This window comes from Psychrobacter sp. I-STPA6b (genome assembly GCF_020662265.1).
Taxonomy (GTDB): Bacteria; Pseudomonadota; Gammaproteobacteria; order Pseudomonadales; family Moraxellaceae; genus Psychrobacter.
The window spans coordinates 231,301-247,953 of the sequence record NZ_VEWM01000063.1 but is presented as its reverse complement, the minus strand read 5'-3'; the positions used below and the strand labels follow the sequence as shown (position 1 = coordinate 247,953).

The 16,653-nt window shown below is 38.2% G+C and carries 15 protein-coding genes; 12 read left to right on the top strand and 3 right to left on the bottom strand.

Annotation, left to right across the window (positions count from 1 at the left end):
• Positions 1-182: 182 nt before the first annotated feature.
• The 4 genes from fabD (at position 183) to lysM (ending at position 3,380) form a co-directional block, all read left to right on the top strand.
• Complete coding sequence (gene fabD, locus FHK88_RS06300) at positions 183-1,160, top strand: ACP S-malonyltransferase (protein WP_227429888.1); 978 nt, start codon at positions 183-185, stop codon at positions 1,158-1,160.
• Positions 1,157-1,885 (top strand): 3-oxoacyl-ACP reductase FabG, encoded by a 729-nt coding sequence (gene fabG / locus FHK88_RS06295; RefSeq protein WP_227429887.1) that lies wholly within the window; start codon positions 1,157-1,159, stop codon positions 1,883-1,885. The genes fabD and fabG overlap by 4 nt, the downstream gene beginning before the upstream one ends.
• Positions 1,886-2,246: 361 nt before the next feature.
• Positions 2,247-2,483 carry an acyl carrier protein gene (acpP, locus tag FHK88_RS06290; protein WP_227429886.1) on the top strand — a complete coding sequence of 79 codons (237 nt, stop codon included), beginning with the start codon at positions 2,247-2,249 and terminating at the stop codon, positions 2,481-2,483.
• 387 nt (positions 2,484-2,870) lie between these two features.
• The gene (gene lysM / locus FHK88_RS06285) at positions 2,871-3,380 is read left to right on the top strand and encodes a peptidoglycan-binding protein LysM (RefSeq protein WP_227429885.1); all 510 of its coding nucleotides are present in this window, start codon (positions 2,871-2,873) and stop codon (positions 3,378-3,380) included.
• 150 nt (positions 3,381-3,530) lie between these two features.
• Here lysM and queG read toward each other — a convergent pair whose 3' ends face one another.
• Positions 3,531-4,682, bottom strand: coding sequence for a tRNA epoxyqueuosine(34) reductase QueG (queG, locus tag FHK88_RS06280; RefSeq protein ID WP_227429884.1), 1,152 nt, complete (start codon positions 4,680-4,682; stop codon positions 3,531-3,533).
• A 138-nt stretch (positions 4,683-4,820) separates the two neighbouring features.
• Here queG and FHK88_RS06275 point away from each other — a divergent pair, with 138 nt between their 5' ends.
• A complete protein-coding gene (locus FHK88_RS06275) occupies positions 4,821-6,635 on the top strand; it encodes an NAD(P)H-hydrate dehydratase (protein ID WP_227429883.1) in 1,815 nt (604 codons plus the stop codon).
• Positions 6,636-6,855: 220 nt separating this feature from the next.
• On the opposite strand, the gene FHK88_RS06270 is transcribed toward FHK88_RS06275, so the two are convergent.
• Complete coding sequence (locus FHK88_RS06270) at positions 6,856-7,359, bottom strand: DUF4124 domain-containing protein (protein WP_227429882.1); 504 nt, start codon at positions 7,357-7,359, stop codon at positions 6,856-6,858.
• Positions 7,360-8,401: 1,042 nt separating this feature from the next.
• On the opposite strand from FHK88_RS06270, the gene FHK88_RS06265 reads away from it, so the two are divergent.
• From FHK88_RS06265 to FHK88_RS06235, 7 genes are all read left to right on the top strand, one after another.
• A complete protein-coding gene (locus FHK88_RS06265; protein WP_264480634.1) occupies positions 8,402-10,111 on the top strand; it encodes an acetolactate synthase 3 large subunit in 1,710 nt (569 codons plus the stop codon).
• Positions 10,111-10,605: an acetolactate synthase small subunit gene (ilvN, locus tag FHK88_RS06260; protein WP_227429880.1), complete on the top strand. Its 495-nt coding sequence runs from the start codon at positions 10,111-10,113 to the stop codon at positions 10,603-10,605. Before FHK88_RS06265 ends, ilvN begins: the two co-directional genes overlap by 1 nt.
• Positions 10,606-10,687: 82 nt before the next feature.
• Positions 10,688-11,704, top strand: coding sequence for a ketol-acid reductoisomerase (gene ilvC / locus FHK88_RS06255; RefSeq protein ID WP_227429879.1), 1,017 nt, complete (start codon positions 10,688-10,690; stop codon positions 11,702-11,704).
• Between the two features lie 199 nt (positions 11,705-11,903).
• Positions 11,904-12,332, top strand: a complete 429-nt coding sequence (locus FHK88_RS06250; RefSeq protein ID WP_227429878.1) for a hypothetical protein — start codon at positions 11,904-11,906, stop codon at positions 12,330-12,332.
• A 411-nt stretch (positions 12,333-12,743) separates the two neighbouring features.
• On the top strand, positions 12,744-12,956 hold the full coding sequence (locus FHK88_RS06245; RefSeq protein WP_227429877.1) for a cold-shock protein: 213 nt from the start codon (positions 12,744-12,746) through the stop codon (positions 12,954-12,956).
• 788 nt (positions 12,957-13,744) lie between these two features.
• Entirely contained in the window at positions 13,745-14,494 is a 750-nt protein-coding gene (locus FHK88_RS06240) for an electron transfer flavoprotein subunit beta/FixA family protein (RefSeq protein ID WP_227429876.1), read from the top strand.
• Positions 14,495-14,737: 243 nt separating this feature from the next.
• Positions 14,738-15,670 (top strand): electron transfer flavoprotein subunit alpha/FixB family protein, encoded by a 933-nt coding sequence (locus FHK88_RS06235; RefSeq protein ID WP_227429875.1) that lies wholly within the window; start codon positions 14,738-14,740, stop codon positions 15,668-15,670.
• 108 nt (positions 15,671-15,778) lie between these two features.
• On the opposite strand, the gene FHK88_RS06230 is transcribed toward FHK88_RS06235, so the two are convergent.
• A complete protein-coding gene (locus FHK88_RS06230; protein ID WP_227429874.1) occupies positions 15,779-16,576 on the bottom strand; it encodes a TrmH family RNA methyltransferase in 798 nt (265 codons plus the stop codon).
• Positions 16,577-16,653 lie beyond the last annotated feature (77 nt).

The following is a 16,653-nucleotide window of genomic DNA, read 5'->3' as shown; positions in this document are numbered from 1 at the left end:
TCTAAACATGGTCAGATAAGTAAAGCCAAGAGTATGTGTCTTAAAGAGTTTGATTAAGATACAATTCTTGGCTTTTTTATTTTATATATTTAGTGATAGTCGAGTTTGTCGTCTAACCAAATAGATTTTGATAACGTCAGTCAATATTGTATTTACAATACAAGACATAAGGAAATGGGGCAATGTCAATTAAGCAAGCGAAATCTTCTTCTGTGTCTACACAAAAACAACGAGTTGCTGTTGTTTTCCCTGGTCAAGGTTCTCAGACCGTTTCTATGTTATCTGATATGTTGCCTGTTTACTCTGAAGTTGAACAGACTTTTCGACAGGCAAGTGAGCGTTTAGGCTTTGATTTATGGGACATTTGCCAAGATGAGTCACGGTTGTCAATGACACAATATACACAGCCAGCTTTGCTAACAGCAAGTATGGCAATATGGCGGATTTTAGAAAATCATACTCAGATTGAGCCAATGTTATTGGCAGGTCATTCTCTTGGGGAATATAGTGCATTGTGTGCTGCTGGTACATTAAGCCTAGAAGATGCTGTCATGTTGGTTTATCAGCGTGGACAGTTTATGCAGTCAGCTGTTGAAGGTATTGAAACAAAGATGGCGGCTGTTTTAGGGCTAGAAGACAATCAAGTTTCTGTGGTGTGTGAGCAGGTCATGAGTGCTAATGATGATGCAATTGTAAGCGCCGCTAATTTTAATAGCCCAGGTCAGGTTGTTGTTGCAGGGAATGTGGTGGGTGTTGATGCCCTAATCGAGCAGGTTCAAGGTATGGGTAAAAAGGTTGTTCCATTAAAAGTTAGTGTCCCTTCACATTGTGTTTTAATGAAACCTGCGGGTGCAGCATTGGCAGAGTCTTTAAAAGAGGTGGAATTTAATTTTCCTAAAATACCTGTGATTCAAAACTATGGTGCAAAAGTCTATAAAACGAGCCAAGAGATTAAAGCTGCGTTGATTGAGCAAGTAAGTGAGCCAGTGCAATGGCGTCAAACAATGGAGGCTCTGGCACAAAAGCATGTCAACATGTTAGTAGAGTGTGGCGCAGGGAATGTTCTTAGCAATTTATCCAAACGTCAACAAACACCGATTACCAGTTATCCAACAGATAAACTTGCCCGCCTTGAAAAATTAATGGAGGTATTGTCATGAGCCGTACAATTACGTTAGTTACAGGTGCTAGCCGTGGTATTGGTAAAGCAATTGCAAAGCGCTTTGCAAAAGAAGGTCATTTTGTGATTGGTACAGCAACCACAGAAGAGGGTGCTCAAGCCATTGATGATTATTTGCACGAAGCAGGTGGTATTGGTCGTAAGCTGGATGTGACTGATCAGGCACAGATTGATAAGCTATTTGAAGAGATAGAAAGTGTGTATGGCAGTGTGCAGGTATTGGTAAATAATGCTGGTATTACACAAGATAGTTTATTAATGCGAATGAAAGATGAGACATGGGAGCAGGTAATTGATACTAACTTGACTTCGATTTATCGTATGAGTAAGCGCGCAGTGCGCGGTATGATGAAAGCGCGTCATGGTCGTATTATCAATATTACTTCTGTTGTAGCACAGATGGGTAATGCAGGTCAGGCTAACTATGCTGCTACAAAGGCAGGTGTAGAAGGATTTAGTCGTACATTAGCAAGAGAAATTGGCTCTAGGCAGGTCACTATTAACTGTGTGGCACCAGGGCTAATTGAGACAGATATGACAGATGAGCTGGATGAACGTTTATTAAACTCTATGCTAGATGCTGTGCCTGTAGGACGTTTAGGTCAACCTGAAGATGTAGCGGCAGCGGTTGCTTATCTAGCAAGTGATGAAGCCAGCTATGTGACAGGTGCAGTTATTCCTGTAAATGGTGGTATGTATATGTAGTCGATGGGAAGTAGCGAATCAATAGAGAGTAGAGAATGGTTGACTGTTGTATATCGCTATTTATATATAGGCTTTGATTAACTTAGTAAAGAATTATATTGAACCCATCATCTATGGATGATAATATTCATAGTTGTTATGTGAACAAGTGTAAACCGTGTTTTTAAATTACAGGTTTGGTGATATAATCACCAGAAATGTAATATTTTTCACCAAGGGTAGATTTGCAAAGCAATAATTTTGTAAGCTATGAATCTACTTTTGATAATAAAGTTTAACTGCCAGTATACTATTGGTTTATAGAGCTATTAGTTTATAAAATGGTTAGACATATTTCATCATTTTGACATGGAGAAAAGAAATGAGTAATGATATTGAGTTGAAAGTAAAATCTGCCGTTGCTGAGCAGTTGGATATTAATGTAGAAGACATTAAAAATGATGCTTCTTTTATGGAAGACTTAGGTGCAGATTCTTTGGATCTGGTTGAGTTGGTCATGTCTTTTGAAAATGACTTTGGTATTACTATTCCAGATGAAGATTCAGCAGAAATTACCACTGTGCAAAAAGCAATCGATTATGTAAAAGATAAGCTATAAGTCAAAATTTTTAGGCTGTTGAATTACTAAGTCACTTTGTGGTTTAACCTTGAAATATCTTTATACCTGTAATGATGTTGGAAGTCTTTCCAATATGATTACAGGTTTTTTTATGTTTATTTATTTGGGTAGTTGATAGGTATAACTTAACATACTTTATAATATTGATAATATTATTATATAAAGTTAACAAAACTGCTTATGAAATTCATATAATTGCAACCTATTCACTGTTATATTAGAGACGGTCTTAGTATTACTCAATATATCAGCATAAGAATTAAGAATACAGTTTTAACTTTTCTAAAGTTATATGTTAGTATGCTGGTGAGTGATTATCATTCAACACACAAACTATATCAAATTTTAAATTTTAAGGAATTATTTATGGGAATTTTTAGCTTTGCCAAAGATATCGGTGACAAGATTTTTAATAGAGATGATGAAAAACATCAAGCAAATGTAGAAACTAATGCTTCTGCAAATACGACACCCGAAGCTTCTGAGCCTTCTGCACAATCTGTTGCTAACCTGTTATTAAAGCGTATTCAGCAACAAAACTTAGATATCAAAGAGTTAAAAGTAAAATATAATGGTTCAACAGATACTGCTGAAATTAGTGGTAAAGCAAGTACTCAAGCAGACCGTGAAAAAGCCATTATTGCTATTGGTAATGTCCAGCATGTTGCAAAGGTAATTGATAATATTGAAATTGAGCATGATGCTCCTGAATCAACTATGTATACAGTTAAATCAGGTGATACATTGTCAAAAATCTCTGCTGAAGTATATGGCTCAGCAAATGAGTATATGAAGATTTTTGAAGCCAATAAGCCAATGCTATCAGACCCAAATAAAATCTATCCTGGTCAAGTATTGCGTATTCCAAAGCCTTAAGATTTTTACTTAATTGATGCTTTGTTGCATGCAAAGCATTTAATATTGTGAAATTCAATAGAGCAAAAAGCATGATTGCAAAATCATGCTTTTTTTATTGGGTGATTTTATTGGAGAGTATACGGTTAATATTTTGATTAGATTAATTTTTTATGGGGCTAGCTTGGCTTTTTGCTCATTAATCGCCCAGATAATATGTTCATCTAACATGTCATTATGAATGCCTATTTTTTGTTTTAAGGCTTCAATGTATTGCGTTTGTGCAGGGGCATTACCCAAAGCAATGGCAATATTTCGCATAAAGTTTATATAGCCAGTGCGTCGTAAGGGACTGCCTTCGGTTGCATGTAAAAACTGTGCTTCATCCCATTGCCAGAGCTCTATCAAAGTGGCTGTATCTAAGCCATGTCTTGGTTCAAAATCAGAGATGGTGGCTGTTTTGGCATAGCGGTTCCAAGGGCAAATTAACTGGCAGTCATCACAGCCAAAGATACGGTTACCAATAGGTCGGCGATATTGCTCAGGAATACTACCATCTAATTCGATGGTTAGGTAAGAAATACATGCTGTGGCATTCAGGCGATAGGGCTCAACGATGGCTTGTGTGGGACATATATTTATACAGGCCTGGCAACTACCACAGTGCGCTGTGGTGGGTGTGCCTTCTGGTAGCTCTAAACTTAAAAACAGCTCACCTAATACAAAAAATGAGCCAGCTTTTCGGTTGATTAATAGTGTGTGTTTGCCTGTCCAGCCCAGACCTGCTGAGTCTGCTAGAGGGCGTTCAAAGATAGGGGCTGAGTCGCTAAAAGGTCGGAAGACAAAGGGCTTATCTGCATTAATTTGTAGATGTTGCCATTGTGGTAACATGGCTTCGATACGTTTGGCAAGTTGCTTTAAGCGGGTACGCATGACTTTGTGATAGTCACGTCCTCGTGCATAACGGGCAATAATGGCATGGTTAGGACGGTCATTATCGGTGATACTTCGTGGTTTAGGCGGAACTTGTAGATAATCCATACGCACACTGATGATACTACGCGCACCTTCAACAAGTAAGGCTGGGTTGGCACGTTTATCATGATTATTTTCTAAAAACTGCATTTGTCCATGATAGCCTTTTTCTAACCATGCTTTTAGTCCCTGCATTTGTTTGGCAAAAATTGGATTATGGACACTGATAAAGCCACAGTCACCAAAGCCAAGCTCTAAAGCTTGCTCATGAATCCAAGCTGTGACATCACTGATGTTTTGAAAAGGGTTGATATTTAGGGTGTTAGCAGTATTTGAAGCGTCTGGCATGAGGTGTTTGGTATTACGTCTAAGTTCAAGTTTATGTGAGCGCTATGATATGCTAGTTTTGGCAAAATACCAATGATAAAGGGTTGTCATTTTGTGGCTGATGTTTTTGATATAACAATATTGTGTAGGATATTTACTATGACTATAAAAATGATGAATCACTCAAATTCTTTAGCAGATAATAGATATAAGACGGTTAATCATGAGTTTATTCAGCCAATGAAACCGGTTCCTTTATTTTCTAGTGAGCAGATATATGAAATGGAAAAGCAGTGGTTTGCACAGGGTAATGAGCCATTTGCATTAATGAAACAGGCTTCATGGCAAGGGGCATATTGGATTGAACAAAATTATCAGCAGTTGCGAAGTGATGTTAATAGGTATGCTATTGTCTGGGTTGGGGCGGGAAATAATGGTGGTGATGGTTGGTTGATAGCTCATTATTTGAGATGTTTTGGCTGGCAAGTACGGGTTATTGAGGTTGCTCAAGCAAATACAGAAATTGCCCAACAAGCGAAACAACGATATTTAGCAGGATTTGCAGGTCAAGTGCAAGTGTCAAAACGGCCTTCAAAACAGCAATGTACTCAGCCAAGCTGTCAGGATTCTAACTTACAGTCTGACTTACAATGGAAGCATGGTCATTATCAGCATGAGGTAGGGGTGATGAGCCTACAGCAAGAGGTTAGCTTTACTGAGCTACTGTCTATGCTTTATGTGATGTTCCAGCAGATACAGTGCACAGCATGTGTGCATATTGATGCCATGTTTGGTATTGGTTTGACTCGTATCCCTAAATATGCTTATCGTACAGCCATTGAGGTGTTAAATCATTTAACACAGAAGACAGCAGATAATACAGTTATTGCCGTTGATATTCCTAGTGGGTTACTGGCAAGTACAGGTCAAGTTTTTGAGTCGATTGCGGTGCATGCTGATGTGACACTCTGTATGTTAGCTCGCAAAGTTGGACTATATATTAAGTCAGGGTTGGATTATGCTGGTAGAGTTGTTGATATTCCATTAGTTCCATATACACATCATTTATCAGATGCTATCTGGCTACATACAGCTCCAAAACAGCTTTTATCTCGAAAGCATGACAGCCATAAGGGCAGTTATGGTCATGTATTGATGATAGGGGGAAACTGTATTCAAGGCTCACAAGGTATGGGTGGTGCGGTTATTTTATCAGCCAGTAGTGCTTTGTCGGTAGGTGTGGGTAAAGTCACGGTGGCGTGCCATCCACAGTTTCACGGGGCATTGATTGCTAGTGTACCTAATGCAATGAGCTTGAATCTGTGTGATATGACAGGTGTGAAGAGCATGATTGCTGAGGTTGATGCAGTTGCAATTGGTATGGGGCTAGGTAGAGATGAGCAGAGTGCGGAGCTGTTTTTGCACTATCTTGATGCCATGATAGAGGCAAAAAAATCAATATTGATTGATGCTGATGCTCTGTATCACTTAGCGTCACTATGGCAACAAAATCATGCTATTGTGGCAAAGCTATATGCACATGCACAGACTCATGCTGTGTATTACACACCGCATAGTGGTGAGGCATCAAGGTTACTAGCAGTGGCAACGTCGGAGGTTGAAGAAAATCGTATCAAAGCCATACAAACCTTAGCCAAGTGTGGAGGAGGTAGCTGGTTATTAAAAGGAGCTGGCTCATTAGTTTGGTCAGATGCTCAATGTTATGTGTGTTTGGGGGGCAACGCAGGCATGGCAACAGCAGGTATGGGAGATGTATTATCTGGCTTGGCAGTAGGGTTATTAGCGCAGTCAGATTTAGCTGTGGAGCAAAAAAGTTTGTTACAAGCGGTACTGATTCATGCTTATGCTGGTGATACAGTAGCACGTCATCGAGGGCAGTGGGGGTTACAGGCGCAAGATATGCCAGATGCTATTGCCCAAACGATGCAAACACTGACTACTAAAAGTAGATAAAAAAATTAAGAAAAACATCTTACTCCCTTTCGTCTAATTATAAATTAGGTAAATATAGAAAGGGAGTATTGGTATTAAGTAGCGTATACAAAGTTACTTGTTTTAGTCTCTGTTGAACATTTATCTTTATAGGAAAAATTTAGCCAGTTTTTACATGAAAGTAAAAATTAGTTGTATTCCTTATAGATATTAGCCTGATGAAATGAAAGTTCAATAGAGCCTAGGTAGCTTGACCACTACAATATTGTTGGATAGCCTGTTGTACTCGCTCACGGCGGATTTCAATTTCACGACTATCTAAATATTTGCGCTCGTTATTTTCATCCATCTCGTAGATACGACCACCAACATTGAGGTTGGTCAAATTATTACGAAGGTTCTGACAGCGCATTGCTAATTCTTTGTCTTTTTGGTCTTTTAACTGTGCTTCTAGCTCAGCATTGCGCTGTTCAGCAGCTGTGGGCTGGGTTGTGTCTTCATCCATACTGGTTTTTCCAGCCATTTGACCTTGGTCAACTGTGCGTCCATCTTCACGTAGCTCCAAAACTGTTACATTTGTACCACTTTTGGGTGGGAACTGTGAGTAAGTGATTTCACCATGGGCGCCCACAGATTTGTAAATGGTGACTGCTTGTGCAGGAAAGATACTACTGCCTATTAAAGCAAAGATGGACAGTGCGATAATGCGATGAGAAATATTAGAGAGTGTAGTTTTCATTTTCATGAATATAGACCTATTTGACTTTTTAGATATTATGGTTGAATAGTAGCATATTTATAAAACTATTGGGTATAGTCAACTTAGATAAAAACTTACTTGAGTAATAGATGTATAAAAATCAGTTGTATATGGTTTTTATCAGCCTGTTTTTTGTAGATTAAGGATAAAATATAAGAATATGAAGTCTAGTATGAGGTTTGGTTTATCTGATTGGGGTATTAATAAAATATAGTTATCTATTCCAAATGGTTTTTTTTCTTGACAATAGAATAGAAAGCGTTGAATATAAAGGGAATTGATTGGTCAGTTAATTTTGCTTATCGTAGTAAAATTAACTTGAAATGTTGGTTCGCATCTTTTGTTTACCTACAATTGTTTGCATAACATTTCTTTGTGATAGCACCTATGGAGTCTATGAGATTTTTTGGTGTTTGGACTTATCAGTCTACAATGACTTAGAATCTAGCTAATATGATATATGGCTTTTATACTTATTATTGAAACCATTTTGTCGTAGTATAACGTGTGTTTTAGGCTGTTTGTTACAACTATAATTTTAATATTAAGATGTAACTTTAATAATAAGCTTACATACAAAAGTTAGGCATCATCTTCCTACTTACTTCTATTTTCATAGGGGTCTTCTGGAAATATTGACATATTCCAAGCATTGTTTCTTAAATAAGCCCACACTTTCCTTTCAAAATAATCCACCATCAACCAGATAGTGGTATCATTACTAGTAGATTTTATCTATTAATATGATTCTGATAAAGTTATCTGTAGTTTTTCAGATGATTTTAGCTATCTTAATTTTTTTAGTTGCTTAATATTAGGTATTTTCTTATGGATATGCTGTGACTGAAAAATGATAGAAACCATTAGCAATCCATAAAAACTTAATATTTGTGCAACCGTTATATAGGTGATGATAGTGACACAAACAACCCAAAGCCCAAATATGACAGGGCATACGCAGACTGCGGATGCTGCTGCCAATTTTGAGAAAAAGCGTGCAGATTTGGAAAATCAAGATAATGTCGTTATGCTCTCTGGAGCAGAGATGTTAGTGCAGTCGCTCATTGATGAGGGGGTCGACTACATTTTTGGATATCCAGGTGGTGCAGTACTGCATATTTATGATGCACTATTTAAGCAGGATGATATTGAGCATATCCTAGTCCGACATGAGCAAGCTGCTGGTCATATGGCAGATGCCTACTCTCGGACAACAGGTAAAACTGGTGTGGTACTGGCTACATCAGGTCCTGGTGCGACCAATACCGTCACGGCGATTGCTACGGCATTTATGGACTCCATCCCGATGGTTGTGATTTCTGGTCAGGTACCGAGCAACTTGATTGGTGATGATGCTTTCCAAGAAACGGATATGGTTGGTGTTTCTCGCCCCATTGTAAAACATAGCTTCCAAGTGCGTCATGCCAGTGATATTCCAACAATTATAAAAAAGGCATTTTACATTGCACAATCAGGTCGTCCCGGTCCTGTTGTGATAGATATTCCAAAAGATACCACAGCGCCACATGAAAAATTCCCCTACCAGTATCCTGAAGCGATTAATATTCGTTCATATCAGCCATCAGTAAAAGGTCATGGTGGACAGATTAAAAAAGCAGTGGATACTATCTTGGGTGCAAAACGCCCTGTTTTATATGCAGGTGGTGGCGTTATTTTAAGTAATGCCAGCAAAGAGCTGACTGAGTTTGCACATCGTTTGAATTTACCAGTAACAAATACTTTGATGGGGTTGGGTGGATTCCCAGGCTCAGATAGACAGTTTATTGGTATGTTAGGTATGCATGGTACTTATGAAGCGAACATGACCATGCACCATGCAGATGTGATTATCGCTATTGGCGCACGCTTTGATGACCGAGTGACCAATAATGTTAAGAAGTTCTGTCCAAATGCGACCATCGTTCATATTGACATTGATCCTGCTACAATTTCAAAGATTGTGACTTCTCATGTGCCTATTGTTGGTGATGTGAAATCCGTCTTGTCTGATATGCTAGAAGCAATTGGTGATAAAGAATTAGACCAACCAGCACTGTTAGACTGGTGGTCACAGATTAATGAGTGGCGTAAGCGTCATGGACTACGTTATGACACCAGTACCGAGCATGGTATGAAGCCACAGCATGTGATTGAGACTTTATATAAACTGACCAATGGTAAAGCAATCATCACCAGTGATGTGGGTCAGCACCAGATGTTTGCTGCGCTATATTATAAATATGATGAGCCACGCCAATGGTTGAATTCAGGTGGTTTAGGAACGATGGGTGTTGGTCTTCCATATGCCATGGCTGCCAAGTTGGTAAACCCTCAGCGTGATGTTGTTTGTATCACAGGTGAAGGCTCTATTCAGATGAATATTCAAGAGCTATCAACTTGTTTCCAGTATGACTTGCCTGTCAAAATTTTAAACTTAAATAATGCTCAGCTTGGTATGGTAAAACAGTGGCAAGATATGCTTTATGAAGGACGACATGCGCATTCTTATATGAACTCTTTGCCAGACTTTGTTAAACTTGCTGAAAGTTATGGTCATAAGGGTGTGAAGATTACTGACCCTGATAAATTAGAAGAGCAAATGGCAGAAGCACTGGCAATGAAAGATAAATTAGTCTTTATTGACGTTTATGTAGACCGTAATGAGCATGTTTATCCGATGCAAGTGGCTGGTCAGTCTATGCGTGATATGTGGTTAGCCAAGGGGGAGCGTACCTAATGCAACAACATCTTATTTCTGTTCTTTTAGAAAATGAGTCTGGCTCTTTATCTCGGGTAGTTGGGTTATTCTCTCAGCGCGGATATAACATTGAAACATTGAATGTTGCGCCAACTGAAGATAACACCATTTCACGGCTGACTTTAACAACCAATACTTCAGCAGATAAAATTGAGCAGATTACTAAGCAGTTACATAAGCTTATCGAAGTCGTTAAGGTGATAAACCTGACGGACAACCCACATGTAGAGCGTGAATTGATGCTTATCAAGGTGCGTGCTACAGGAAATGTACGTGAAGAAATCAAACGTAGTGCTGATATTTTTCGTGCGCAGATTGTTGATGTGACAGCCAATTTGTATACCATTCAGATTATTGGGAATACTGAAAAACTAGATGGTTTTATTGATGTCATTGGACAAGACCGCGTGTTAGAAGTGGTACGTTCTGGTGTCATTGGTATTTTACGTGGTGAGCGCACATTAAGCATATAGTAAACGAAGCTGTGGTTTATAAGATGGCAGCTTAAAATTAAACTGAATATATTATTTTTTTTCACACAAAAGGATATAAACAATGAATGTTTATTATGATAAAGACTGTGACCTATCAATCATTCAAGGTAAAAAAGTAGCCATTATTGGCTATGGCTCACAAGGTCATGCTCATGCACTGAACCTAAAAGACTCTGGTGTAGATGTTATTGTTGGTTTACGTGAAGGCTCTGGCTCATGGAAGAAAGCTGAAAATGCTGGACTAAATGTTGCCAAAGTAGAAGAGGCTGTACAGTCAGCAGACGTTGTCATGATTTTGACACCAGATGAGTTTCAAAAAGCATTGTATGAAGATGTGATTGAGCCAAACATCAAAGAAGGTGCGACGCTAGCATTTGCTCATGGTTTTGCGATTCATTACAATCAAGTTGTTCCGCGTAGTGACCTAGACGTTATTATGGTTGCACCAAAAGCACCAGGACATACTGTACGCTCTGAGTTTACCAAAGGTGGTGGTATCCCTGATTTGATCGCTGTTTATCAAGATGCTTCAGGTCAAGCAAAACAAGTTGCACTATCTTATGCTGCTGGTGTGGGTGGTGGACGTTCTGGTATCATCGAAACCACATTTAAAGATGAAACTGAAACTGACCTATTTGGTGAACAAGCGGTATTGTGTGGTGGTGCAGTAGAATTGGTGAAAATGGGTTTTGAGACACTTGTTGAAGCAGGTTATGCACCAGAAATGGCATACTTTGAGTGTTTGCATGAGCTAAAACTTATCGTAGACCTCATGTATCAAGGTGGTATTGCTGATATGAACTACTCAATCAGTAACAATGCTGAGTATGGCGAGTATGTCACAGGTCCAGAAGTTATCAATGAAGAGTCACGTAAAGCGATGCGTCATGCATTAAAACGTATCCAATCTGGTGAATATGCGAAAATGTTTATTGCTGAAGGTATGAGCAACTATCCTTCAATGACTGCACGTCGTCGTAATAATGCAGCGCATCAAATTGAAACCACAGGTGAAAAATTACGTGCGATGATGCCATGGATTGGTGGTAATAAAATCATTGATAAAGAAAAGAACTAATGGTTCTTATGAGATAGATATATTAATCTATCTTTGTTAGATAAGTATTACTAACCTCAAGGCGCAAGTCTTGGGGTTTTTTAATGATGGTGCTTCATAATAACTTGAAACTGTATCAAAAAGCCCAACATAGCTATGCATATCTCTCATTTTATTACTGTTTTTATTATTTAAATTGTTTGGAAAAAGGTATTATATTTTGTCATTGACTTCTTTAGACTGGCTAACTCCAGAGTTTGCCTATATATTCTTAAGTGCTGTTATAGCTATGTTGATATGGACAGAGTCCATGATGCTAAAAAAAACAGCAGGCAAACTGCCCAAATCAACATTTTTTCATATTAGTTCAATACTAGATACAGTTTGGTTTTTTGTTTCATTGTGGGTGCTTTATGCCTTTAACTTACAATCATTAGCACTTGCTGTGCCAGTGGCTTATAGCATCTATACTATTTTTGGTTGGATATATGGTACAAAGTTAATCCGGAAAAAAGGTGTACCAGACTCTCCTGAAGATCTCGTTATTCCCATGCGCTATGTGGCTTATAGTCAGTCATTTTCCCTTATTTTTTTATTGTTATGTTTGTTAGTTCTAGCTACACCTTGGTTGCCCATATCAGGCTTATGATGGCTTATCTGACAACTGGCAATGAGAAGTCATAAAAACTTGTCACTATGAAGCTAATCTTAACATTTGTACTAAACCAATGCTGTGTACTAGTATTGGTTTACTATATGTAAAAGATATTAGAAGATGGATGAAGATGCTTTTTATCTTTTTTATCATATATTTAGAGCTTTTTAAGTTGTTATTAAGAGATAAACGTTTTTTTGATAAAATTTTTACAAAAAACACTAAAAAATGGCTATGAACGGTGAAAAAAAGGCGATTAGTTACAAAATACCTGCAATTACTGTGGGATATTTATCAGAAAGCTGTTATACTTCACTAAGAAGTTTGGGATTACCTTTAAAGGTTTTTACCTTTATCACAATGACCAAATTTTTTAACCCCCAAATTAGTATTGTAGGATAAGTTATGTCAGAACGTGTTCAAGGCACTGTTAAGTGGTTCAACGAAGCAAAAGGTTTTGGTTTCATCGCACAAGACGATGGTGGACAAGATGTATTTGCTCATTACAGTGCAATTCAAGGTAGTGGTTTTAAAACCCTAGCTGAAGGTCAAAAAGTTTCATTTGTTCTAGGTCAAGGTCAAAAAGGCCCACAAGCTGAGCAAATCGAGCCAGTATAATTTGAACTAAGACTTTATAGTTATTTTTATTTTATCAGGTCTTTTTATTAAAATTCTTGCTAATATATTAACAAACTAGAAAAATATTATAAGTATAATAAGAAAAGCAACCTATCTAATTAGGTTGCTTTTTCTTTATAAGGGATATTAAAAAACATGTATTATTAAATAAAAAATATATTTTAATAATGTATGGCTTAACTAGAAATGAATCTATTACTAATAAGTAAGAAAAAATGGAATAATATATGTATGGCTATAGTCTGTTTAAAATAAAAGGGTTATGTTGTCATTACTGTTTAGCTATTTTGTTTTTGCCTATGACTATGGGTAATAAGATAACAAGAGTCAAGATATAGTCAATACCATAAGAAGCGCTTACTTTGCTACTCCCACCAAAAGTACGTATTTTTGTCAAGATGGTTGTACTTTTATTTGGCTGACTGGTATCGGGATTATCTTGAATCAACTATCTATCTTCTAAAATCTATGACCCTTCATTCACAGCTGTGCCTTGACCTCAAGACGACACTACATCAATATAATTCTGCAAAAATTTATAATATCTTTACATATTTGGTAACTTATATAAGGCAAGAGACTGCTATTATAGGATTATTAGATATATTTCGTTGTTACTGGCGAAGGCTACTTGTACTCATAGTATATAGACTGTCATGAGATAACATGAATCTAAAAATGGTTTGTTCATCTTATGATTTAGAGTATAGACATGAGTCGCTATGTAGACTTGGCTTAACCCATTTATAAAAAATAAAGAGGACTGTATGAAAGCATTAGTTGCTGTCAAGCGCGTGATTGATTATAACGTAAAGGTTCGTGTAAAAGCGGATAATTCAGGTGTGGATTTGAGCAATACCAAAATGTCAATCAACCCATTTTGTGAGATTGCTGTTGAAGAAGCGGTGCGTTTAAAAGAAGCTGGCGTGATTGATGAAATTATCGTGGCATCTATTGGTCCTAAAGAAGCACAAGAGCAGATTCGTGCCGCGTTAGCATTAGGTGCTGACCGTGGTGTGTTGGTGCAAACAGATGAAAAAGCTTATCCATTACAAGTTGCAAAAATTCTAAAAGGTATTGCTGAGCAGGAAGGTACAGAAGTTATCTTGTTAGGTAAGCAAGCGATTGATGATGATAACAACCAAACAGGTCAGATGTTGGCGGCTCTGATGGGTGTTGGTCAAGCAACATTTGCGTCTGAAGTCAAAGTTGAAGGTGATAAAGTTCAAGTAACTCGTGAAATTGATGGTGGTTTACAAACGGTTGAGTTAAGTCTACCTGCAGTGATTACGACTGACTTGCGTCTAAATGAGCCACGCTTTGCTAAGCTACCTAATATTATGAAGGCAAAGAAAAAGCCATTAGATGAGAAAACACCAGCTGACTTTGGTGTAGATATGACTTCAAAACAAGAGATTTTGAAAGTTGAGCCACCAGCACAGCGTTCTGCAGGTGTGAAAGTTGCGTCAGTTGATGAGCTAATTGATAAGCTTAAAAATGAGGCAAAAGTTATTTAAACTTTTATAGTTTTAAGTGTATATAAACGAGTTAAGCCAATATACGTATAGCATGGCAAGTTATATATAGGTTATATATTGTAAGTTTGGTAATTTACTCATTAAATTAATTTTGAGCAAGATGATACATTTTAGGGTGGTACCAACATCATTGTAAAAGAAAGACAGATTAGTCCAGATATGATGTGTTTATAAGATACCCTTTATCATTCGCTCAATGATAAAATTTTAAAGGATAAAACAATGGCAATTTTAGTATATGCAGAGCATGATAATACAAGCTTGAAAAAAGCGACTTTAAGCACAGTCACTGCTGCTAAAGAAATGGGTGGTGATGTTCACGTATTGGTTGCTGGTTCTGGTTGTCAGGCAGTTGCTGATGAAGCAGCAAAAGTTGATGGTGTCAGTAAGGTTCTATTGGCAGATAATGCTGCTTATGAGCATCAGTTAGCAGAAAATGTGGCACTATTAGTAAAAGATTTGGCTGATGGTTATGACCATATCGTTGCTGCTGCAACAACAACAGGCAAAAACTTTATGCCACGTGTTGCCGCTTTACTAGATTTAAGCATGGTTTCAGATATTACAAAAGTTGTTGATGCCAATACATTTGAGCGTCCAATTTATGCTGGTAATGCGACCGCTACAGTTAAAACAACCGAATCAAAAGTCATCGTAACTGTGCGTACAACGGCATTTGATGCAGCGCCTGCTGAAGGTGGCAGTGCTACAGTTGAAGCTGTGGACAATGCTCAAGATGCTGGTAAGTCAAAATTTGTTGGTGAAGAGTTAGCAAAATCTGACCGTCCAGAATTAACCTCAGCAGAAATCGTTGTGTCTGGTGGTCGTGCTCTAGCAAGTGGTGAAAACTTTACAAAATACATTGAGCCATTAGCAGATAAGCTGGGTGCTGCTGTTGGTGCATCACGTGCTGCTGTGGATGCTGGTTATGTACCAAATGATATGCAGGTTGGTCAGACTGGTAAAATCGTCGCACCACAATTGTACATTGCTGCGGGTATTTCAGGTGCGATTCAACACTTAGCAGGTATGAAAGACTCTAAAGTGATTGTTGCAATCAATAATGACCCAGAAGCGCCGATTGCTAGTGTTGCTGACTATTTCTTGGAAGCAGATTTGTTTGATGCTGTACCAGAGTTAACCAGTAAGCTGTAATTGTATGCTAAGACAATTGCATCACTTATCTTCTTAAAGTGTGAGTGATGCGTTAAAAAGCCCTCAGTCTATGTGCTGAGGGCTTTTTTAGTGCTTTGTTGATACTTCTTATGAGTTGGAGGCATATTTACGCTGGCGTAGAGTTTCATAGAGACACAGTGCACCTGCAATGGCAACATTAAGGCTCTCTTGCCCGTTGGGCTGTGGTAGTGCAATGGGGGTGGCACATTGCATAAGTTCATCACACACGCCTTGTCCTTCATGCCCTAATACCCATGCGATGGGTGCAGTTAAGTCTTGTTTATATATTAAGTTATCTGTATGTGAGCTGGTGGCAAATAGTGGTGTTTTGACATGATTAAGAATATCGCTAATTTGTAGCCCTTCATAGATGGTTAGGCTAAACTGCGCGCCCATACCGGCACGTAGGGTTTTTGGTGACCATACTTGAGCAGTGCCAGTGGTGCATAAGATGGTATCAATGCCAATGGCGGCTGCTGTTCTGAGCAGTGTACCAACATTACCGTTATCCTGTATGTCATTTAAAATAAGGCAGTCTTTATTGATTGTTTGTGATGGTGTGAGTATGGGAGAAGGTATGTCAATGATAGCCATCATATCAATACCTGTGCCAAGTGTACGAATACTTTGGTAAAGTCGGTTGCTTAGAGTATAAATGGGTGGTTGATGTGGTAGTCGCGTAAGTAAGTGTTGAACTTCCGTGTGACTGTGTGCCGACTCTGATAATAAAATGTGTGTGATAGGTATTTGGGTGCGTAGCACGGCATCAATCAGATGTGTGCCTTCTAGGACGGTTTGTCCAGATTTTTTACGTTGTCGAGATTGTGATAATAATGCAGAAGCCAGCTTAACAGTTGGATTTTTATCTGAGGTAATGAGTTCCATAAATGCTATTTTCCTTTAGTATCCATATGATACAGTGAAGAGATAGGGTGTGGTTCGTATTTTTATTTAGCATACTT